Origin of the sequence: Thermoplasma volcanium GSS1 (genome assembly GCF_000011185.1) — an archaeon.
Classification (GTDB): domain Archaea; phylum Thermoplasmatota; class Thermoplasmata; order Thermoplasmatales; family Thermoplasmataceae; genus Thermoplasma; species Thermoplasma volcanium.
Genome location: NC_002689.2, coordinates 1,280,524 through 1,300,326 on the forward strand (window position 1 = coordinate 1,280,524; position 19,803 = coordinate 1,300,326).

The following is a 19,803-nucleotide window of genomic DNA, read 5'->3' on the forward strand; positions in this document are numbered from 1 at the left end:
CGCGATTTTTTATAACTTTACTTGAAGTACCGATTCGTTAAAAAATCAACAAGAAATTGACAAAATCCTAGAATGCAAAATTATAATAAGGGATGCATTATTTCTTAATGTAGAGGGTATATGCATGAAGAGCATCGAGGAGTTATACAAAAGAGCGCTCGAGCTTAAAAATAAAGGAATGAGTGATAAAGAAATATCCACAGAATTGCACCTCTCTGTAAATACTGTTACCTGGCTACTTAGCAAAGAATTCTTAAAGGAAGGGGCCGTTCAAGACGTTAAGATTGGTTGGAGGAGCTTAGGTGTCTTTGGTTCCAGAATTATAAGCATTGCAGAGGTAATGAGCGATATAATAAGAGAGGAGATGCAAAGAAACTCATTTGAAGTTGATTCCATACTTGGAATTGCTATCAATGGTATTCCGTACGCAACGATGGTATCGTATCTTATGGACAAGGAACTTATAGTCTACAGACCACATCCAGCACGAAAGGAAGGCTTCTTTAGTTCTAATTTTGCCGGTGTAGAAGGAAAACGTATAGTTATAATAGATGATGTGGCAAGCACAGGTGAAACATTAAAGAGAACCATCACAGACGTAACAAAAGAAGGGGGGAAAGCTGTACTATGTGTTATCTTAGCGTCAAAGATGGGCGTAGACGATCTCAATGGCGTACCAGTGAGGTCACTGCTTAGAACTCGCATAATAGGCGGCACATAATTTATATTTCCTAGATAACGTCAAAAAAAACCAAATATTTAATTAACCTGACTATGCACTATAGTATAAGATTGCTTCATTTAAATTGCTTGATCTTCGGTTAAGCGTTGTTACACAACAGTTATTTATATATTGAATATCCCTCCATAGTGATTTAATTGTTCTGGGCCGATGCAGCAGTTAAGGATTTGATAGGGGAACAGAGAATTTCGACGGGTATATCGCCGTCCGGGCCGATCCATGTAGGCAACATGAGAGAGATACTCACAGGGGATATACTCTACAAGGCCGTTATCAAGAGGGGCCTAAAATCAGATTTCATCTATTTATGTGATGACATGGATCCGCTGAGAAAGGTTTATCCGTTCTTAGATCAATCTTATAGCAAGTATGTAGGATTTCCTCTAAAAAATATACCATCACCGGATGGCGTAGGAGTTTATTCTGATCACTTCTTGAATCCCTTCATTGAAGTGATGAGAAAGACGGGCATTCCTGCCAGAGTAATAAAAACATCAGATCTGTATGGCAACGGGATACTAGCCGATGCTATAGATACAGTTATGGAAAGAAGATCAGAAATCAAAGATATACTTGAAAAAATTACCGGCAGAATGATAGAAGGCGATTTTTATCCATACGAACCACTTTGCGAGAAATGCGGCAGAATAAATTCTACGTCTGTTATATCCTATAAATATCCCTATGCCGAATATACGTGTAAATGTGGTCACCATGGCTTTGCAGATATCAGGCGAGCTGAGGGGAAAATGCCTTGGAGAATAGAATGGCCGGCTAAATGGTACGCACTCAAAGTATCAATAGAACCATTCGGTAAGGACCATGGTGCTCCTGGTGGGTCATATGATACAGGGAAGAGAATCGCGCGTGAAATATTTGGGATTGAACCTCCTCTTCCACTCGTATACGAGAGGATAATGCTAAAAGGAAAAGGTGCCATGCACTCTTCAACCGGACTAGCTATACCTGCGTCTGAAATAATAGATGTAATGCCACCAGAGCTGTTAAGGTTCCTAATAGCAAGGGTTAATCCTTCTCGTCACATAGATTTTGATCCCGGCTTAGGTCTTCTTAATTTGTTCGATGAATTTGAAAGGTATTTGAACAAATACAGAGAAGGAGATATCGATGGAGACAGCAAAGCAATTATAGAGTATTCGTTGATAGAAAAAGAGAAATTATCTTATCCTATAGATTTCAGGCACTTAATAACGCTAATTCAGATTTACCAGAAAAAGGAGGATATATTAAGGGCTGCCATGGCATCCACTAAAGATCAACTTGATGAAAGCGCACTATACGATGAGATAAAATACGCCAAAAACTGGCTTGAAAGATATGCTCCTGACAACGTAAAGTTTAAGCTTTTAGCAATTGACGAAAAGGCTGAGTTAAGCGATCAGGATAGAGCTATACTTTCAAAGTTTCTGGAAGTATCGAATTCAATGGCTTGGGACTCCAACGAGATTCATTCAACGGTCCATAATGTAGCAAAGGATCTAGGCATAGGACCAGATGCTGCCTTCTCAACATTCTACAAGGTATTTATTGGCAAAGAACGTGGGCCTAGGCTTGGATATTTCCTGTTTAACCTCGGCAAAGATTTCACTATAGCAAGGATAAAGAGCGTTTTAGGTGGTAATTCCTGATGACTACCTGTAATATTTCTTTAGAAGTGAAAAAGAAAATAATAAGAACAGGTAATCAAGCTTAAGGTGATTGGCATAAAGATACTTGTAAACTGTGCGCTGCCTTATGCAAACGGGCCGTTACATGTTGGGCATATTGCAGGAGCATACCTCGGTGCAGACGTATTTGTAAGGTTTAATCGCTTAATTGGAAATGAGGTTCTATATGTATCCGGAAGTGATGAATATGGAACTCCTATCACTGTGAGGGCAGAAAAAGAGGGGAAAAGCCCTCAGGAGATCGCCGATAGATACTATGCAGAACACATAGAAACATTCAAAAAACTTGGAATAAATTTTGATATTTTTATGAGGACAACGTATCCCGAGCACAGTTCTGTTGCACAGGAGTTTTTTTTAAAATTGCTAAACGAAGGTGTAATAGAAAAAGGAACAATGATAGCTCCGTACTGCAGAAAAATAGGCAGGTTTATGCCTGATAGGTACATAGAAGGAGAATGCCCCTACTGCGGTTATAAAAAGGCGCGTGGAGATCAATGCGATAACTGTGGGAGAACCCTCGATCCACAAGAACTAATAAACCCTGTGTGCATACTCAGCGGGGAAACCCCAGAATTCAGGGAAACTGAACATTTTTTCCTAAGGCTGGATCTATTCGAGGAAAGGTTGGAAGAGTGGCTAAAAACGAAAACATTCTGGAAGCCAAATGTATTGGCATACACAAGGAATTTTATTCAAGGTGGACTTAAAAAAAGAGCCATAACTAGGGATATAGATTGGGGTGTTAAAGTACCACTCGAAGGCTACGAACACAAAAGGATATATGTGTGGTTTGAGGCTTTGATTGGATATATCACAGGAGCAAAGATGTTTTCAGAGGTCATAGGAAAGCCAAATTATTGGAAAGAATTTTACTTCGATAAGGATGTAAAAAACTATTACTTTATAGGAAAGGACAATATACCTTTTCATAGCATAATATGGCCGGCTATGCTGTTGGGCTACGGAGAGCTTAACCTTCCATACGATATTCCTGCAAACGAATATTTAACTTTCAAAGGCGAGCAGTTTTCGAAGAGCAGGGGCATCGGCTATACTGTTGATGAATTGCTCCGCGTAATACCCCCTGATTACTTGAGGTACTACGTGGCATCCATACTTCCTGAAACAGGCGATTCTGATTTCTCCTTGGAAGAACTTGTTAAAACTGTAAATTCTGATCTTATTGACAAATATGGCAACTTTGTCCACAGAACCTTATCGTTTATCAACAAATATGACTTGAAAATAACTAAGCCTAATTCTCTAAATGATGAGGCCTTCGAATATGCTCAGAACGCCTTCAAAGAATATTGTGATGAACTTTCACAGGTTCATATAAAGAGATCTTTAGCGATCTGGCTAAACTTAGCTATATACGCAAACTCGTACTTCAACAAATCAGAGCCGTGGAACTTAATAAAAACAGACAGAGATCAGTGCAATTATAAGCTTTATGTCTCTCTCAAACTTGCCCAATACCTTACTGCGATGATATATCCATTTACGCCAACATCAGCAAAGGCCATATGGGAACAACTTGGAGTTAACATGGACATTGATTCTTCCTTTTCTATCCTTAATTCAATAAACGATTTCTCTGTGAAACCATCCCGAATACCTTTTGAGAAATTAGACATTGATAAGTTAAAATTATAATTATATTTATAATCAATAATAATTTGTTTTCAGTATACATTATCTTATTTAAGCTTTTTTTTAAATAGGTTAATATATGATTAATATAATAAGCAAATAACGGGGACTTTTCATTATCGTTTCTAAATCAAGCTCCCCAAGAATTAGGTGTAGAAATGGTGCGTAAAAGAACAGGATTGAAAAAGAATGCTATCGGGTTAATGCAGGGTGTATTCCAGTCTATGGGAAAAGTAGCACCGGCAGCAGATATTGCTATTCTGCTTGTTGCAACGTTCTCGATCGCAGACTCTAAAACTATACTTTCTGTAATATTTGGATGGCTAATATACGCTCTCTTTATGGTAACGCCCTATCAATTCTCTAAATACAAATCCAATGCAGGCAGCTATTATGCTTACGCATCAGCTTCAACAGAAAGCGGAAAACTGGGACCGATAACTGCGTTGAGTTTTATGTACTAAGATATTACCGGAGCGGCTTTTGGTATACTAGGTTTGTCGTCATTCATTTTTTTAATATCTCCAAAGATAAGCTCCATACCAGGTTACGATTTCTGTTAACAATGTTAACAGCCACCTTTGGAAGTTATCATCTGTCTTATGCTTAAACTTCGTGGATATAACCCTATACCCTCTATCCCGTTAGCAAAAGCTTCGGGGATTGCTTTCTTTATTATGTTGTACGAAGACTGTAGATCAGCATGAATCAACTTTCCAGTTGCAGATCGGAATATGCCCCTATGAATCCGCTTGCCCATGTATGTGTCATGATGTTCTATGCTCTCATTGTCCAGGAATGAACATTTGCTTGTGTAATCCTCGTTCTGCATTATGACAGTGATCCCAATCTCTTCGGCTTTGTATTTTATCTGGTATATGAGCATGTTGAATGGCAGCTGGACAAAGTTCTGGTTATTCTTCTTTCCCATGTTGGATGAATCCTTCCATCTGTTGTTATGGCCTATAACTATTGTATCGATGTTCATGATCTTTGCATACTCCACAATGGATTTCGAAACCTTATGCATGATGTCCTTGACTTTCCTGTTTCTCTTCATGAAGAGTTTTCTTATCTTCACTGTCTGTTTTCTCTCATTTCCCTGGAGATCGTTTATGCTCCTATACCTTGCAAGCTCCTTGTTGAAGTACTGGTTGATCGATTTGAGCAATCCTGCCTTTACAGCAATCCCTATTTCATGGATGTTGTTACCTATAGTTACAAGATTCCTCACACCGATGTCGATGCCCATGGCCCTTTTCGGTTTTGTTATAGGCATGTCCGCTGTCTCCTTCTCGTACACTATTTCTATCATGTATCCTGTGCCCTGAGGCACTATCCTTACTTCTTTCAGCTTAATTTCATTTTCATTCAGCCTTGTTTTTACCTCCATGTTCATTATCTTAGGGAATTTCAGTATACCATCCCTGATCCTGCACTGCTGATTCGTAAAGACAAGCAGGAACTCACCATCTGTTTCCTTATATCCCGGCAATCTAGGCCTTCCCTTGAATTTATCAGGATGCTTCTTCCATGCTTTCATGGACTTGAAGAATGAATACCATGCCATTACAGTCTTCTTTACTGTCCACTGTGCTGTCTGTGCCGGCAACCTCTGGTAGTTGTTGTGATCCTCTATCTCGGATGGTTCCTGGAATAACTTCACAAGATCCCTATAGCCAGTGAGTTTCTCCCCCTTCAGGAACTGCTGCCTGAGAATGTAGTTGACCTGGTTGTAGAGATTCTTGGAGAGATGGCACATATATGAGATGGTATCATTTTCCTTCAGGTATATCTGTTCTGTTCTCCTAACCTTCATACCCGACCTCGATGTAGTGATTCTTTCGTTTGGAATACATCTTCATGGAGTAAGAGTGCAGCATTGAAACTATTTCTTCAAAGACTTCCTCAGAATCAAGTTTTGTATTGCCTACTTCCGAGATAACAGCTATCTCTGTCCTGTACTTCCTGAACAGGTAACTAAAGAGATCGAAACCAACCCTGCTTAGCCTGTCCTTATAGGTTATTATGACTTTTTCCACCTTATTGTTTATGATCTCATCTAACATCTCAAAGAATCCTTTCCGTTTCTCCAATGATATTCCGGATGCAATATGGGCGTATATTGCACTTATTGTATATCCGTTCATGAAACACTACTGCTTCATCTGGTTCTGAAGATCGTTCTTCTGCTTTGCCGTTGATACACGTTCATACAGCACAGTTTTTCTCTTAACATCCTTGTTAAGGATTTTATAAACGTCTTCCTCATTGTAATTGTATCGTTTGTTCGGCATCACAGTGTACCTGATCCTGCCATCCTTTGAATAGACATGAAGAGTTTTTCTGGATATCTGCAATAAATTCAAAACTTCTTCAGCTTTCATGGTCAATGTATTATACATAATAGGTATACATCATTATCGTTTTAATTAACCATATATTTGGGTAGTCTTTGCTGCTGCATTTACAATATACATAATCGTCATAACGTACATCGGAATAAAGCCGTCCCTTGGCTACAACGCGGTGGCATGACTAGCAGAAGTGCTATTTCTCTTGATTGGAGCAGTAATAATAATTATAAAAGTTGGGAATGGAAACAGTCTAGAACCCTTTTCCATCCCCACTAACTTGGGTGTCGGCTTCTCTGCCATAATGTTCGGATCAATATTTTCAATATTGGATTTCACTGGAACGGGAGTAGTTACGACAGTATCCGAAGAGATGAGAGAGCCAAAGAAGAATATAGGCCGCTCAATAGTTTACGCTATGATACTCACAGCAATATCGATAATTCCTGCGACCTATGCCTTGACAGTGGGGTGGGGCATATCAAACATATCGTCATTTGCATCAAGCCCCGATGCCGGAATTATCGTCTTCGAAAAATACCTCGGGCCCATTGGAGCAGTACTTCTTATCATATTTACAATAAACAGCTACCTTACGAATGGAGTCTCTAAGGCCACGGCAATTGGAAGGTGGTGGTATTCCGCTGCAAGCGATGGTATAGTATTTCCAAAGAGATTTAGCAAGGTGCATTCAAAATACAAGTCGCCGTACTATGCGATACTAACCTGGAGTGTTAGTTCGTTTGCACTTGATGTGATAATGGGACTTTACTTTGGCCCAAAAATAGCTGCTTTCATACTTGAGGCAGGTACAGGAATCTCTATCATAATAGTGCACATAATGGCAAATACATCCCTAACGTTGTATACAAGAAGGATAGATAGATTCCACTTCTTAAAACACGCGCTTGCTCCTGCATTCGCTACTGTAATTAGCCTTGTGGTTGTTTATTTTACTATATCGGATATATGGTCGAAATGGGTAACACATCCTAATCCTGTAAACGACGCTTACTTTGCTTCATTCATAATAACTCTTTTGTGGGTAATTGTAGGAGGCTTAATCGTTACCCTATACTATTCCAGAAAGAAGCCGAATGTATTAATAAACGCAGGAGAATTCGATGTTGAAAATACCAGGGTATAAAATTAGTTTAAAACTTTTGATACCCTTTTAATAGTTATGGGTATCACATTATTTTCAAACTCTATTGTTGCAATGTCAACAGGATCAATAACATTTTTTGGTATGTCAATAATAACAGGGGCACCCATAGCAATTTGAAGGGCTCTTGCCCCAATAATCCTTGCCTTCTCAAATTTTGTATACTTCATATAAACCTGGCATAACGTTATTAAAAACTTGTATAATATCTTTACTAAAAAGATCTAGATCAAACGTTTATTTATAAGTAACCTGGACCTTCTTCATCTTGAAGCCCTTAGGACAGTTAACATTCTGCCCAATAGATTTAATAGCAACCTTCAAATCGTTTTTTTGATAATATAAGTTGCATTTCTCTATATTCGGGCACGTTATGTAGTCGCAGTTCATTGATTTCATAGTTACTATGGCTCCCTCTTGAAGCTTTTTACTTTCCTGTATTATAAAGAAATCCTCTAATTCTTCTACTTCCACAGTGTTAACTTTGTCTCCATTGAATATTATGCAGGGATTGAGCTGTTCTCTTACTTTAGTTACTCGATATTTGTGCCCTTGTTCCAAGTTGAAACAGACATTTTTAACTCTGCAGTCTGAACACGTAGGAAGTGGGCCTGCAAAAACGAATTCAATACCTTCTTTAGCAAGATCTTTACCAATTAAACTGATCTTCGGCAATGCTTAACACCTCTAGGAGATATCATATAATTCCAGTCAGTTCCAAAGCCTTAACAGCTGCATCGTAAGACATATCACTCTCTCCAAGTATAGTATACCTCTCCGGCCTTATCGCATGTGCTCTTCGAAGGGCCTCAATAACCACTTCTTCTTTGAGGCCATAGTCTCTGGCCTTTACGGATACCCCAAGCGATTCAAAGACATCCCTTATCTTCTGCCAGTTATCATCGTGGAGATAAAGAGAGACGATGGTTCCCATCGCACACATCTCTCCGTGGAGCATGTTATTTACTCCTGCAGCTTCTAACGCGTGCGCAAAGAGATGCTCACTTCCACTCCCAGGCCTAGAATTTCCTGCAATAGCCATCGCTGTACCGGAAGCTAGTATATTCTTTGTCACAAGCCATACAGATGATTCATCATACTTTCTAATCTCGCCAACCTGAGATATTACTTCCTGTGCAGAGTATTCGGACATCGCCGCTGCACTTGAACTGAATTCTTCGCCCCTTAACCTATGCGCTAATTTCCAGTCCTTAACTGCGCTTATGTTGGATATGACATCAGCTGCTCCAGCAGCAAGGTATCTGTAAGGGGCTTTTATCATTACAGATGTATCAGCTATAACACCAATTGGCATAGCACCTTCTTCAGAATAGGATATGCCATTTCTTCTTAAGGACGCACGCGGAGAGGCAATTCCATCGTGGCTCGGAGAAGTAGGTATGCTAATGAAAGGTAGATTCTTATCGTAGGCAAGCTTTTTGGCGAGATCGATCTTAGTACCTCCGCCAACTCCAATAATTATTCCAGCATTTACATCATTCGTCTCTTCCTCAATTTTCTTGAGGTTTTCATAATTAGCCTCGCCTGCGAATGATAAGTGAACTTCATAGGGAGATGAAGCAAGTATCTCTACAATTTTCTTACCCGCAAGTTCGTATGTCGTATTTCCGGTTACGATTATCACATCGCGTGTCCTACTGTTCTGATCTACAACATCCAACACGCGATTCAGGACATCATGCCCTATATAAACGTCCCTAGGAAAATGCATGGTCCTGTATTTTTGAAATTCCATTGTGAACAACAAACATACGAAGGATATAAACCTTTCATCCATAAAGATAAAGAATATACGAATAAAAAAATTTAATTTCCGAATTTAGTACTTTATATTTGTTGAGATGTTGCCTCATCTATTACCCTGGAATGCTCCTTTGATGGTTGAACCATAGGCGATCTGTATCCACCGTTTATGTTATGCTTTTTATAAAAAGCATAATAATACCCCGAAGGGAACGTAGGCGCATTAACCGCATACATAAGAGGGTTAACTTTGTTCAGTTGTATTTCTCTAGATTTCTTTAGATCCCCAGATTGGAAGGCTTTGTAAAGATCAACTATACTTCCTGAAATATTTGAGAGACCGCATACTCCGCCGTTTGCACCCAAGGCCATAGAAGTAAGCAGAAGATCATCCTGCCCTTGAAATACGCTGAAGTCCTTTGAAACAAGAGTTACTATCCTGGAGAAGAACCTCATATCACCAGAACTATCTTTTATCCCCTTTACCTGCGAAAACTCAGATTTAAGTTTTTTTATGACATTCTCAGGTACCCATGAGCCGGCAAGCTGCGGGATATTATAAATAAATAGGTCGTTAGAGGAAGCGGATATGACCTCAGAGAAATGCTTGTACATCCACTCTTCGTCCGGCTTTATGTAGTAAGTTGGCATTAGCACCCTTACCTCAATTCCCACATCCTCTGTAAACTTAGACAGTTCTATGGACTCTTGCGTGCTTGATGAACCAACACCCGCGTATACTGTCAAATTGTTCCTATTTTCGCTCACAAACTGCAAAAACTTCTTTCTCTCTTCCAAGCTGAACATAGGGAATAGGCCAGTTGAACCCATCGGAAATAGCCCAGATACACCGTAACCTTTCAAATCCTGTATTAAGAGCCTTGTTGCATCGTAATCTATTTCTCCTGCCCTGTTAAAGGGAGTAAGCATAGGTGTAACGATCCCATTATACATACGTAGCTATCATAAATAAGTAATTAAGTCTATTGAGGCGTCGACTCCTTCGACCCGTTTGCCGAATTTGTCATCTCCATCTTTACGGCCTTATTTAGATTGATTTTGTATCCGAGATATCCGATCACAAGGACAGATAGGACGACCAGGAAGAAAGGTAGACCAAGAGCATCAAGATTGTGAATCTTTATCCCCGTAATTATTTGATAATTCCAGAGTTGTGGGAATATTAGCGTAACTATCCCTGCAATAACAAAGGTAATTCCACCGTATGAAAGAACAAAGTGGCTTATTCCTCTAGCAACAAAGGCTATACCGTTAACAGTTAGATCTTTCTTCTTGGAAAGCCAAAGCCCGAAAAGTGTGCCGGCCAGCACCTGCATTGTCATCGTACCAAGACCAAACATGAGGCCAGGCAAAAACCCAAGATATATCGGCATGTTGGGAGCTATAACGAAGTAAATAATAAGTGCAAATGCACCAAATCCAAATCCAGCGATCAATCCATGAACAAATGCCAGCTTTGTTGGAACTGGGCGGTATACTCCATCTTCATTAACCATTACAGGATTCTCCATATGTTCAAGTTCCAATTTTTCCCTCTCTTTGTTGTGCTTGTGTATGCCAAATATCCTATACAATGATTCTTCTATGATGTGTATGTGTGGATATTTGAGCTTATTTGCTATGTAGAAACCGGATAACGCCATAACAGCTCCAACTATAACATATACTATACTATTGAAATAGGTATAAAACATGAAGCTTGCAAGAGCTAGGGCAGCTATCTCAGACATAAGTGCCCGCTCAACTGTAAAGCCTGCTGAGAACACAAGACCGGCCTTTGCACCACCCTTCGTTGAATAGTTGCCTACTGCGTAAGAAAAAGTGATAGGCCAGGTATGTTCATCTGGGGTTATACCGTGAACTATGCCTAGGAGATAAGATATAACTATCGCAGCGTATAATCCTTCATAACTTGGATTCCAAAGGTTAATAATCATATTCTTAGCATTATGCTAATATATTTAAATCTTTTGAATAGCATGGTGCATGTTCATCTTTAAATTGCGAATTTCAATTCTTACTAAGTAACGAAAGGTAATAGTATTGGAAGCTAATCTATGCCAGATGGCTTCCAATATTAAGATCGTATTTTTTGGTACAGGAGGATCTTGGCCCACACCTATAAGAGCTATGCCAGGGGTGGGGATACAAATAGATGATGTATTTAACCTGTTTGACTGCGGAGAAGGCACCCAGAAACAGATAATGAAGAGCAAATGGTCGTTTATGTCAATTGATAATATCTTTATAACGCATTTTCACGGGGACCATTTTCTTGGGCTCATCGGCCTTGTACAAAGCATGTCGTTTAACAACAGGACAAAAGACCTCAATATATTTGGACCCAGAGGAGCCATCGGTATAATATCCAATGCTATAAACATCGGCTATTATACCCTACGCTTTAGGATAAATGTCTATGAGCTTGAACCTGATAAAACCTATGATCTCGGGAAGTTCCTTTTAAAGACTACCCTAAACGATCACCCAGTGCCAGCACTCTCATATACCATAGAAGAAAAAGACATAATACGCGTGGATCCTCAAAAGGCTAAGGAACTCGGAATACCTTCAAAGATAATAGAAAAGATAAGAGACAACGGTACTTATGAATACAGAGGCCGTAAATATTCCATAGACGAGATAAGCGGTGGCATAAGGAAAGGTAGGAAAATTGTCTATACCGGGGATACAAAACCCATGCAAAAGATGGCTGACTTCGCGAAGCATGCCGATGTCTTGATACACGATACTACTACCGATTCTTCATTTGAACCGGCGGTAAACCAGTTTGGGCATTCGTCAGCAAAGCAAGCGGCCAGAATAGCGAGGGATGCAGGCGTATCAAGACTCTTTCTTTATCATTACAGTCCCCGGATCACGGATGTGTCGCCGTTAGTAGACGATGCTAGGGCAGAATTCCAAGAGAGTTATGCAAGTGAGGACCTTATGGAATATGAGGTGAAGGTGAAGCATTAAGTTCTCTACGATTCTGATCTCTCTTTTATTCGTACAAGAGCGTGCGTCGCACCCTCTCTAAAGTGGTTGAAACTCCACTTTCCAAAAATTGAGTAAGGGAATATAAGCTTAACATCAAAATCGCAGGAGAGTAATGTTGAATCGTTTTCTTTGCAAGTTCCTATTCGAACTATGCCTCGTAATGGACCTTTGATGTATTCCTCTACAACAATTCTTTCTCTTTCTAATAATATAAATTTCATCACGCCATTAGCAGGAAATGCAAATCTTATCTTAAATAAACCATTGCCTAAATTAAGGATTTTAGTGGTACCGTGCCAGTAATTCGGAATATCTTCCCATTTGGATACAATTTTCCACACTTTTTCGGGATCAGCTGATACTTCTATTTTTTCCTGAAACCTTATGTTCACACAAGATTAATGTAGAAACGGTATACAATTTTTTTGATGCAGGATATATTACTATGCCGACATGCTTTAGCGGAATGCTGATCTATCTTGGGAATCTCATGGTTTAGTATCAATTTGGGAGCACATTCTTGCGGGTATTGCGAAACATTTTTCATTCAACAATTTTATTAACTAGAGAAAAATAGTCTTTCATGAAGATTGGCAGATGCCTTTACCAAGGAAAAGAAACTCTGTTTTTATTTAGCAATGGTAAATATTTCAGCATAAATGGAAAATCAGATATAAACGAGATTATTAAAACTGGTGCTGATAAAATAGATGTGGGAAATGAAATTTCAAATTTTCAGTTCCTTCCAGCAGTAAACCCTCAGAAGATCTTTCTCCCAGCAGTAAATTTCAGGTCACATTCCGCAGAATCAGATACAAGATTCCCTCCTAAACCTTACTTCTTCACAAAATTCAGCAACGCACTAGTTGCAAACAATTCAGAATTGCGAACGCCAGGTACAATTAAAAAATTAGATTATGAAGGGGAAACAGGCGCTGTTATAGGTAAAAAGTGCTACAATATTCCAGCAGAAGATGCCTACGACTGCATATTTGGCTTTACTATAGCGAATGATTTATCAGCGCGTGATTTTCAGTTTCCGGAAATGCACCCATACGGATACAATTGGGTTCAGGGAAAGGCGTTTGATGGAGCGTTGCCAGTCGGCCCTTACATAACGACAAAGGATGAGATACAATTCCCGCTTGAAATAGAAACGAAGGTTAACGGTGAGACAAGGCAGAAAGGAACGACAGATGACATGGTATTCTCATTCCAGGATCTAATTTCAACTCTATCGCAGAACATAACACTGGAACCTGGAGACATCATAACATCAGGCACACCCGCCGGTGTGGCTGCTTTTTCAGAAAAGTTATATCTAAAGAGCGGGGACGTTATTGAAATTTCAGTAAGCAGCCTTGGTACATTAATGAATAAAATATTATAATTTAAAAATTATAGTAATATTCTAGCGTCGACTACGGTTGCACCTTTAGTCGATACGATCATCGGATTTGCATCGACGCCTTTTATCTCTGGATGATCATACTCAAGCCAAGAAAATCTTACTATCTGATCGACAACTGCGTCTATATCCAGCGGCCCTCTCCCTCTGAATTCCTTCATAAGCTTTCCGGCAATGGTTTCGTTTATCATGTCGTATGCTTCTTTCTTGCAGACTGGTGCCATCCTGAATGATACGTCTTCAAGTACCTGCACAGCTGTACCGCCTAGCCCAAACATAACAGTAGGCCCGAATGTAGGATCGTTTATTGTACCTATTATTGTTTCAAGATCACCTTTCAGCATCTCTTCAACGACAATACCATCGATCCTGGCATTTGGTACGTTCTTTTTAACATTGGAGATTATGTCGTCATATGCCTTTAGAAGTTCATCGCTATTGCTTATATTCAGAATAACACCGCCTACATCGGTCTTGTGTATAACATCAGGGCTCTGTATTTTAGCTACAACAGGATACTTAAACTCCTGGGCTATTTTCATCAGATCGTCCTTACTCCTGGCAAGTTCTGTCTTGTTTACGTTTATCCCATATTCAGAGAATATTTTCTTGCTCTCTAGCTCACTTAGGGACTTTACGCCAGCCTCAATGTACTTCTTAAGCTCCGATCCAATGCCATCCTTTTTCAAATCTGACGGTCTTTCCGGTCCAACACATATAAGATCATTCATCTGCTGGTGTTTTCTTAGTGCAGAAATGGCCTTCACTGCTTTGTCAGGAGAGTCGAAGGTTGGTATTCCATTTTTGATTAGATATAGCGATGCATTAATAGAGTTTTCGCCACCAACAAACCCAGCGACTACAGGTATCTTCCTATTTGATGACAGTACACCATTGATTATTCCCTTTGCTGCATCTGACGGGTCAAGATTTGCTACTTCGCAATAAAGTACGACAAGGCCGTCAACACTCTCATCCTCCATCACCGTTTTTATTGTATCTGCATATATCTGAGGTGTGGCCATCGCACTCATATCTATTGGGTTCTTCGTACTTCCAAACGAAGGTATTATTTGCTTTATCTTTCCCTGAAGATCGTTAGAAGGCGTCTGCAAAGGCAAACCTGATGCTTCCGCTTGGTCAGTTGCGAGAACTCCTATTCCGCCGCCGTTTGTAACAACGATGAGATTATCGCCTTTCATTGGCTTTTGAAGAGAAAGCGTTAAGGATAGATCGAAAAGTTCTTCTATCGAATAAGCTCTTATTACTCCAGCTTGTTTTAATGCGCCATCATAAACACGGTGAGACCCAGCTAGAGATCCAGTATGGGAAGCCGCGGCAACTGATCCATGTTTTGAAACACCGGATTTAAGCATAACTATTGGTTTGTTTATTAACCTTGCGGTGTCTACAAACTTCCTTCCTGCCTTAAGGCCTTCTGCATAGAGAGATATGCATGAGACATTTTCATCATCTGCTAGGAAAGTTACGAGATCGGAGAAGTCAAGATCGGCCATATTGCCAATACTTATAAGAAAGCTTGTTCCTGTTTTATTTGCCCATGTCATAGCATCTAAGCCGACTATCAAGGCACCGCTTTGAGATATCATGCCTATTGTTCCAGGATAAGGCAGATAAGGCGCAAATGATGCATTCAACTTTATAACATTGTTCATAAGCCCTACGACATTCGGACCTAAAAGCCTTACTCCGTATTTCTTGCAGGTATTAGCGAGTTGATCTTCAAGATCTTTATTTCCTACTTCTGAGAACCCGGAAGCTACAACAATTATTCCAAAAACCCCTTTTCTACCACATTCTTCAGCCGCCTGTGGTGTATACTTTGCAGGTATTGAAAGTATTGCAAGATCGACTTCATCTGGTACATCCAGTATAGATGGATAGGCCTTGTAGCCAAGTATTGTGCCGTCTTTTGTGTTAATAGGGTAAATCTTCCCCTTATAACCCCCTTCTTTAAGATTTCTTATTATCTGGTAACCTATCTTTGTGTTATCGTTGGAGGCGCCTATGACTGCAACTGAATCAGGATAAAACAATTTTTTTAAGTCCATGTCTTGTAATCCTTAATGCTGTAAAAAACTTTTTTATTATAATATTTAAATGAAATATATTAAGATAGCCTTAATTATATTTATTTATTTGTAATAAATTTATTATATTTTACTTAATCAATAAGCATATGCAAATATGCGGGAGATGTTGACTTTATCAGAATATATCGAAATATATGTAATGGTATATATTTACAATGTGTCAGTTCAACAAACAAGATAGCTTAGCGCATCTATCGCCTGTTTACGAGCAATTTAGTCAAATTATAAAATGTGATTCGTGAAATTCGGAATAGACGATCAATGCCCACTTGTGAGAATATTATATCTGAAAACTTCTGTTTCTAATTGCTTCAATGAATTCTTGAGAAAGCCCCGACCTTGCAAGATAGTACCAACCAGGTATAAGATTCCTATTTATAGCCTCAATGATTATCTCATAAAGGGGCATGTATCTCGACTGAACACCATATCGTGTGCCTATTATCCAAGGAGGAGTGTCAAAATAGTTTTTAACTTTTCCTGGGACTGCGTCATAGAGTATTTCATTAAGTATGCTGGCAATCTTTTCGTTGTAGTACCATTTGTTTACTATTGGCCTTTCTATGTACGCTGGTGGCTGATATATCTTCCACAATATACCAAAGAGCGTCTGCTCTCCAACGTATACAGCATTTCCACCAAAATCGTCGATTATTGTAAGAGGAGCAGTTTCTTCTTGTCCAGTCATAGTGTTAACTATTTTGACATCAGATTTTCTGTAAATACCCATGTATTTCATCACTATTCTATCGAGGGATTCGGCCTCTGATTCTGATATCTCTGCATCATTCTGATATTCCTCTACTATGTACGGGTAGTCCCTGACTGAACTGTTCAGTATTATCTTCAGGTAATAATCATACCTGTCTATGGACGCAAGACTCACCCCCTACTTCGAAACGCTTCTAAGTATTTCTGAAGCTAAACTGCCTCTAGCAGACGGCCCAATCTCACAAACATTCATGTGCTGCATAATCACCTTATGAAATATAACGAATATTCATATATAAATGTTAATGATTAGCATGGAACACAAAGCCGTACGGAATTTCTTTTAGGCTAGATTTAAAACGCTGATGCGTAAAGTGAATACTTTGGCCCTACTTATGTTGTTTCTAATTCTTTTGCTATACTCAGAAATCGATATCGATCACGTCACTTTGAAAAAATAACTTTTTATAATAACATATGATCATAATCTAGTACGGCATACAAAAGCAAGTTTCTGAATGTGATGAGAAGATACAGAAGGAAAAACTCAAGTATCCCGATAATCGTTGAAGGTAGAAATGATCTTGCATCGTTGAGAAAGTTGTCCTTTTACGGTGAGATAATAGTATTTAATCGAGGTATATCTATAACGTCATTTTCTGATGAAATATCAAACAAATACAGAGAAGTAATAATTCTTACAGATTTCGACAATAAGGGAAGTTTTCTCAAAGATCGATTCTACGGATACCTAACAGGGATGGGTGTATATGTGGATCTATACCTGTGGAATTTCATAAGGAAGCATGTGCCAATTAGGACAGTCGAAGAACTTCCGGCAGAATTTGAAAGAGAAGTTGAGAAGGAAATACAGATGTAAAAGGTTATATACCCAACTAAGATAGAGTGTTGGTCTTTCTAGAGACATTCTAGAGACAGGATAGTAGTAGTATGGAAGATATAACGAAAATAAAGGATCTAACACCCTCCTCACGGAGAGTGAATGTTTTAGGAAAAGTTTTGTCCGTTGGAGAACCAAAGACAATCCAGACAAAGTTTGGAGACCAAAGATCGGTTACAGAAGTGACCATTGGGGATGACACTGGCAAAGTTATTTTGTCCTTATGGGGTGACCAAGCAGCCCAGGCTAAGACAGGAGACACCTTAATGATAGGAAACGGCTATGTTTCATTAGTCAGAGGCCATATCCGCCTTAACGTTGGCAAATATGGTTCATTAACTGTTTCTGATGAAGAAGTTGACGAAGTCAATGAAAGTTATGATGCGAGTGAAAAAGAATACGAAAACGTATATAGAAGCAACCCTCACAGGGGAAACTTCAGAAGGGGAAATTACAGAAATAACAACAGAGATGAAGAAGAAGAGTAACTTAACTCTTCTCTTCTGTTAATGTTTTTTTCTGTTCCTTGTACATTTCTATTATTTCCTGAGTTGTTGTAGAATCTTCTGGTTTTTTGTCGTCTCTCCATTTGCCGGTGAACCTGGGGAATCTTATAGACAAGCCTGCATCTTTTTCTATTATGCCGAAGGCACACGTATGTACAGGGCTTATTGTTATTTCAGCGCCTATTATCTCCATGACAATTGAGGGGTATATCCAAACATCTGGTTCGATAGTGCTTACAACTCTGGCTGGTTTTTCTTTGCTGACAAACTCAGCAAACCTTTTTGGCAACGAAAATAGAACATCATCTGTAAATCCCGAACCAAGTTTACACACAGTTTCGAAAGTATCATTCTTTTCGTTATAAGTTGCAAGAAGCAAAGCGCCGTACGTTCCACTCCTTCTTCCGTGGCCCATGAATGCACCAACTACCGTTAGATCAATAGTATCCCAAAGCTGGGCCTGATAGTCTCTCTTTAGTTTTATCCAAAGCCATCCCCTAGCACCAGCCTTATAATAAGAATCATCGGCCATGCTCTTGGCAACAAGGCCCTCGCATCCGTCTTCTATTGCTTGATTAAAGAACTTTGTTATGGTTCCAGTATCACTTGATACAATCCTCTTAGCCAGTTTGAAATTGTCATTTTCCTTGAAAAGACCTTCAAGGATCCTGCGCCGTTCAGCATATGGAGTCTTTGACAGATCTTTTCCATTGATATATACTATATCGAAGAGAAAAACGGTTATTGGAATTTCGTTGGAAACTTTATCGAGGTCATACTTCCGGCCCCTTCTCTGAGAAATAACCTGGAAGGGATAAAGTTCCCCTGTCTCTGGGTTGTAGGGAACAGCTTCCCCATCCAGTATAACAGAAGAGACATGGAAAGTTTCTTTAGCCGATTTCACTATATCAGGAAATTGACCTGTAGTTTCTTCGTTTCCTCTCGAAAACAACCTCACTTTTTCATCTACTATATGGATCTCTGTTCGCATACCGTCGTACTTGTATTCGAAAGCACATTTACCGTTCATTTTTTGGACTATTTCATCTACAGAACGTAGTCGTTCAGCTAACATTACCTTAAACGGAACCATTGGGGTGGGGCCCATGTTTATTACTGATTCTAAGTTTCCTAATCTTAACTGTACAGCTATGTATCCGAGATCGGGATGGAAATTATATGCATTCTCTATTTCCTCGCTGTACTTTTCATCTGAAAAAGCCAGGATTATTGCGTCAAGTATTGTCGCATCGGATACACCAATACGGAGTTTTCCTGTTATTATCCGAGTTATATACATGAGATCGGCAGGAGTCCCGCTAAGAGCCAAGTCTACATAGGCATCTATTCTAGCCTTTGTACTTCCTGAACCGCTAGTTTTCGCCATTCTCATAAGTGTATCGTGTACGTACTTAACGGTTAAATCCTCATTCACGAGAGATCTCATGTTTTTTTTCGCTGCAATTTCTCTTGCCACGGATCCGATATCTCCTAGCTTGGAGTAAGTTTCTGATACAGCTTCCTCCGGTATATTTGAAACTATGGAGAGTGCTTTTATTATGAGTTTATCAGACATCTGAGTTTCTATGCCCTGGTAATCTGGAGCAAGTTTTCCCTCAATTAGATAAACAAGGGATTGTAAGTCTTCATCTGCGGATTTAAGGAGCTCTACCAATATTTCCGTAAGTTCTGTGCGCTTAGTCGTCTTTGACATCTTCTCAAAAGCGTCCGTTACCAGTGAAAATTTCATATAAATAGATATTATAAAATGTA

At 39.4% G+C, this 19,803-nt stretch carries 19 protein-coding genes and 1 pseudogene; 9 read left to right on the forward strand and 11 right to left on the reverse strand.

The features are described 5' to 3' along the window. Positions 1-124: 124 nt before the first annotated feature. From TVG_RS06530 to TVG_RS06545, 4 genes are all read left to right on the forward strand, one after another. Complete coding sequence (locus tag TVG_RS06530) at positions 125-721, forward strand: orotate phosphoribosyltransferase-like protein (protein ID WP_010917476.1); 597 nt, start codon at positions 125-127, stop codon at positions 719-721. Positions 722-879: 158 nt separating this feature from the next. Next, entirely contained in the window at positions 880-2,391 is a 1,512-nt protein-coding gene (gene lysS / locus TVG_RS06535) for a lysine--tRNA ligase (RefSeq protein WP_010917477.1), read from the forward strand. Between the two features lie 66 nt (positions 2,392-2,457). Next, positions 2,458-4,089, forward strand: a complete 1,632-nt coding sequence (gene metG / locus TVG_RS06540; RefSeq protein WP_010917478.1) for a methionine--tRNA ligase — start codon at positions 2,458-2,460, stop codon at positions 4,087-4,089. A gap of 155 nt (positions 4,090-4,244) precedes the next feature. Continuing rightward, positions 4,245-4,550: a cationic amino acid transporter gene (locus TVG_RS06545; protein WP_010917479.1), complete on the forward strand. Its 306-nt coding sequence runs from the start codon at positions 4,245-4,247 to the stop codon at positions 4,548-4,550. A gap of 104 nt (positions 4,551-4,654) precedes the next feature. Here TVG_RS06545 and TVG_RS06550 read toward each other — a convergent pair whose 3' ends face one another. Then, positions 4,655-5,905: an RNA-guided endonuclease InsQ/TnpB family protein gene (locus TVG_RS06550; RefSeq protein WP_010917480.1), complete on the reverse strand. Its 1,251-nt coding sequence runs from the start codon at positions 5,903-5,905 to the stop codon at positions 4,655-4,657. Then, a pseudogene (locus TVG_RS06555) lies at positions 5,895-6,473 on the reverse strand (IS607-like element ISTvo1 family transposase). The gene TVG_RS06550 and the pseudogene TVG_RS06555 overlap by 11 nt, the downstream one beginning before the upstream one ends. Before the next feature lie 160 nt (positions 6,474-6,633). On the opposite strand from TVG_RS06555, the gene TVG_RS06560 reads away from it, so the two are divergent. Further along, positions 6,634-7,587, forward strand: a complete 954-nt coding sequence (locus tag TVG_RS06560) for an amino acid permease (RefSeq protein WP_010917482.1) — start codon at positions 6,634-6,636, stop codon at positions 7,585-7,587. 2 nt (positions 7,588-7,589) lie between these two features. On the opposite strand, the gene TVG_RS06565 is transcribed toward TVG_RS06560, so the two are convergent. From TVG_RS06565 to TVG_RS06585, 5 genes are all read right to left on the reverse strand, one after another. After that, on the reverse strand, positions 7,590-7,775 hold the full coding sequence (locus tag TVG_RS06565; RefSeq protein ID WP_010917483.1) for a DNA-directed RNA polymerase subunit K: 186 nt from the start codon (positions 7,773-7,775) through the stop codon (positions 7,590-7,592). Positions 7,776-7,842: 67 nt separating this feature from the next. Further along, positions 7,843-8,280, reverse strand: a complete 438-nt coding sequence (locus TVG_RS06570; RefSeq protein ID WP_010917484.1) for a UPF0179 family protein — start codon at positions 8,278-8,280, stop codon at positions 7,843-7,845. 22 nt (positions 8,281-8,302) lie between these two features. Beyond that, a complete protein-coding gene (locus tag TVG_RS06575; RefSeq protein WP_010917485.1) occupies positions 8,303-9,361 on the reverse strand; it encodes an NAD(P)-dependent glycerol-1-phosphate dehydrogenase in 1,059 nt (352 codons plus the stop codon). Positions 9,362-9,453: 92 nt separating this feature from the next. Continuing rightward, positions 9,454-10,323 carry a dihydrodipicolinate synthase family protein gene (locus TVG_RS06580; RefSeq protein ID WP_010917486.1) on the reverse strand — a complete coding sequence of 290 codons (870 nt, stop codon included), beginning with the start codon at positions 10,321-10,323 and terminating at the stop codon, positions 9,454-9,456. 29 nt (positions 10,324-10,352) lie between these two features. Beyond that, a complete protein-coding gene (locus TVG_RS06585; protein ID WP_010917487.1) occupies positions 10,353-11,327 on the reverse strand; it encodes a hypothetical protein in 975 nt (324 codons plus the stop codon). Positions 11,328-11,454: 127 nt separating this feature from the next. Here TVG_RS06585 and TVG_RS06590 point away from each other — a divergent pair, with 127 nt between their 5' ends. Continuing rightward, positions 11,455-12,369 (forward strand): ribonuclease Z, encoded by a 915-nt coding sequence (locus tag TVG_RS06590; protein WP_010917488.1) that lies wholly within the window; start codon positions 11,455-11,457, stop codon positions 12,367-12,369. Between the two features lie 5 nt (positions 12,370-12,374). Here TVG_RS06590 and TVG_RS06595 read toward each other — a convergent pair whose 3' ends face one another. Then, positions 12,375-12,782, reverse strand: a complete 408-nt coding sequence (locus tag TVG_RS06595; RefSeq protein ID WP_010917489.1) for an SRPBCC family protein — start codon at positions 12,780-12,782, stop codon at positions 12,375-12,377. A 191-nt stretch (positions 12,783-12,973) separates the two neighbouring features. On the opposite strand from TVG_RS06595, the gene TVG_RS06600 reads away from it, so the two are divergent. Then, positions 12,974-13,780, forward strand: a complete 807-nt coding sequence (locus tag TVG_RS06600; protein WP_010917490.1) for a fumarylacetoacetate hydrolase family protein — start codon at positions 12,974-12,976, stop codon at positions 13,778-13,780. A gap of 8 nt (positions 13,781-13,788) precedes the next feature. Here TVG_RS06600 and acs read toward each other — a convergent pair whose 3' ends face one another. After that, a complete protein-coding gene (acs, locus tag TVG_RS06605) occupies positions 13,789-15,870 on the reverse strand; it encodes an acetate--CoA ligase alpha subunit (RefSeq protein WP_010917491.1) in 2,082 nt (693 codons plus the stop codon). A 322-nt stretch (positions 15,871-16,192) separates the two neighbouring features. Further along, a complete protein-coding gene (locus tag TVG_RS06610) occupies positions 16,193-16,798 on the reverse strand; it encodes a hypothetical protein (protein ID WP_010917492.1) in 606 nt (201 codons plus the stop codon). A gap of 348 nt (positions 16,799-17,146) precedes the next feature. Here TVG_RS06610 and TVG_RS06615 point away from each other — a divergent pair, with 348 nt between their 5' ends. Continuing rightward, entirely contained in the window at positions 17,147-17,503 is a 357-nt protein-coding gene (locus TVG_RS06615; RefSeq protein WP_048054026.1) for a toprim domain-containing protein, read from the forward strand. Between the two features lie 71 nt (positions 17,504-17,574). Continuing rightward, complete coding sequence (locus TVG_RS06620) at positions 17,575-18,012, forward strand: single-stranded DNA-binding protein (RefSeq protein ID WP_010917494.1); 438 nt, start codon at positions 17,575-17,577, stop codon at positions 18,010-18,012. Position 18,013: 1 nt separating this feature from the next. Here TVG_RS06620 and TVG_RS06625 read toward each other — a convergent pair whose 3' ends face one another. Further along, complete coding sequence (locus tag TVG_RS06625; protein WP_010917495.1) at positions 18,014-19,780, reverse strand: ATP-dependent DNA ligase; 1,767 nt, start codon at positions 19,778-19,780, stop codon at positions 18,014-18,016. Positions 19,781-19,803 lie beyond the last annotated feature (23 nt).

What these genes read in the sequence shown, in the direction of transcription:
- TVG_RS06530 (WP_010917476.1), top strand. Translation starts at nt 125, where the DNA reads ATGAAGAGCATCGAGGAGTTATACAAAAGAGCGCTCGAGCTTAAAAAT.
- TVG_RS06545 (WP_010917479.1), top strand. Translation starts at nt 4,245, where the DNA reads ATGGTGCGTAAAAGAACAGGATTGAAAAAGAATGCTATCGGGTTAATG.
- TVG_RS06550 (WP_010917480.1), bottom strand. Translation starts at nt 5,905, where the DNA reads ATGAAGGTTAGGAGAACAGAACAGATATACCTGAAGGAAAATGATACC.
- TVG_RS06565 (WP_010917483.1), bottom strand. Translation starts at nt 7,775, where the DNA reads ATGAAGTATACAAAATTTGAGAAGGCAAGGATTATTGGGGCAAGAGCC.
- TVG_RS06575 (WP_010917485.1), bottom strand. Translation starts at nt 9,361, where the DNA reads ATGGAATTTCAAAAATACAGGACCATGCATTTTCCTAGGGACGTTTAT.
- TVG_RS06580 (WP_010917486.1), bottom strand. Translation starts at nt 10,323, where the DNA reads ATGTATAATGGGATCGTTACACCTATGCTTACTCCCTTTAACAGGGCA.
- TVG_RS06585 (WP_010917487.1), bottom strand. Translation starts at nt 11,327, where the DNA reads ATGATTATTAACCTTTGGAATCCAAGTTATGAAGGATTATACGCTGCG.
- TVG_RS06590 (WP_010917488.1), top strand. Translation starts at nt 11,455, where the DNA reads ATGGCTTCCAATATTAAGATCGTATTTTTTGGTACAGGAGGATCTTGG.
- TVG_RS06600 (WP_010917490.1), top strand. Translation starts at nt 12,974, where the DNA reads ATGAAGATTGGCAGATGCCTTTACCAAGGAAAAGAAACTCTGTTTTTA.
- acs (WP_010917491.1), bottom strand. Translation starts at nt 15,870, where the DNA reads ATGGACTTAAAAAAATTGTTTTATCCTGATTCAGTTGCAGTCATAGGC.
- TVG_RS06615 (WP_048054026.1), top strand. Translation starts at nt 17,147, where the DNA reads ATGAGAAGATACAGAAGGAAAAACTCAAGTATCCCGATAATCGTTGAA.
- TVG_RS06620 (WP_010917494.1), top strand. Translation starts at nt 17,575, where the DNA reads ATGGAAGATATAACGAAAATAAAGGATCTAACACCCTCCTCACGGAGA.
- TVG_RS06625 (WP_010917495.1), bottom strand. Translation starts at nt 19,780, where the DNA reads ATGAAATTTTCACTGGTAACGGACGCTTTTGAGAAGATGTCAAAGACG.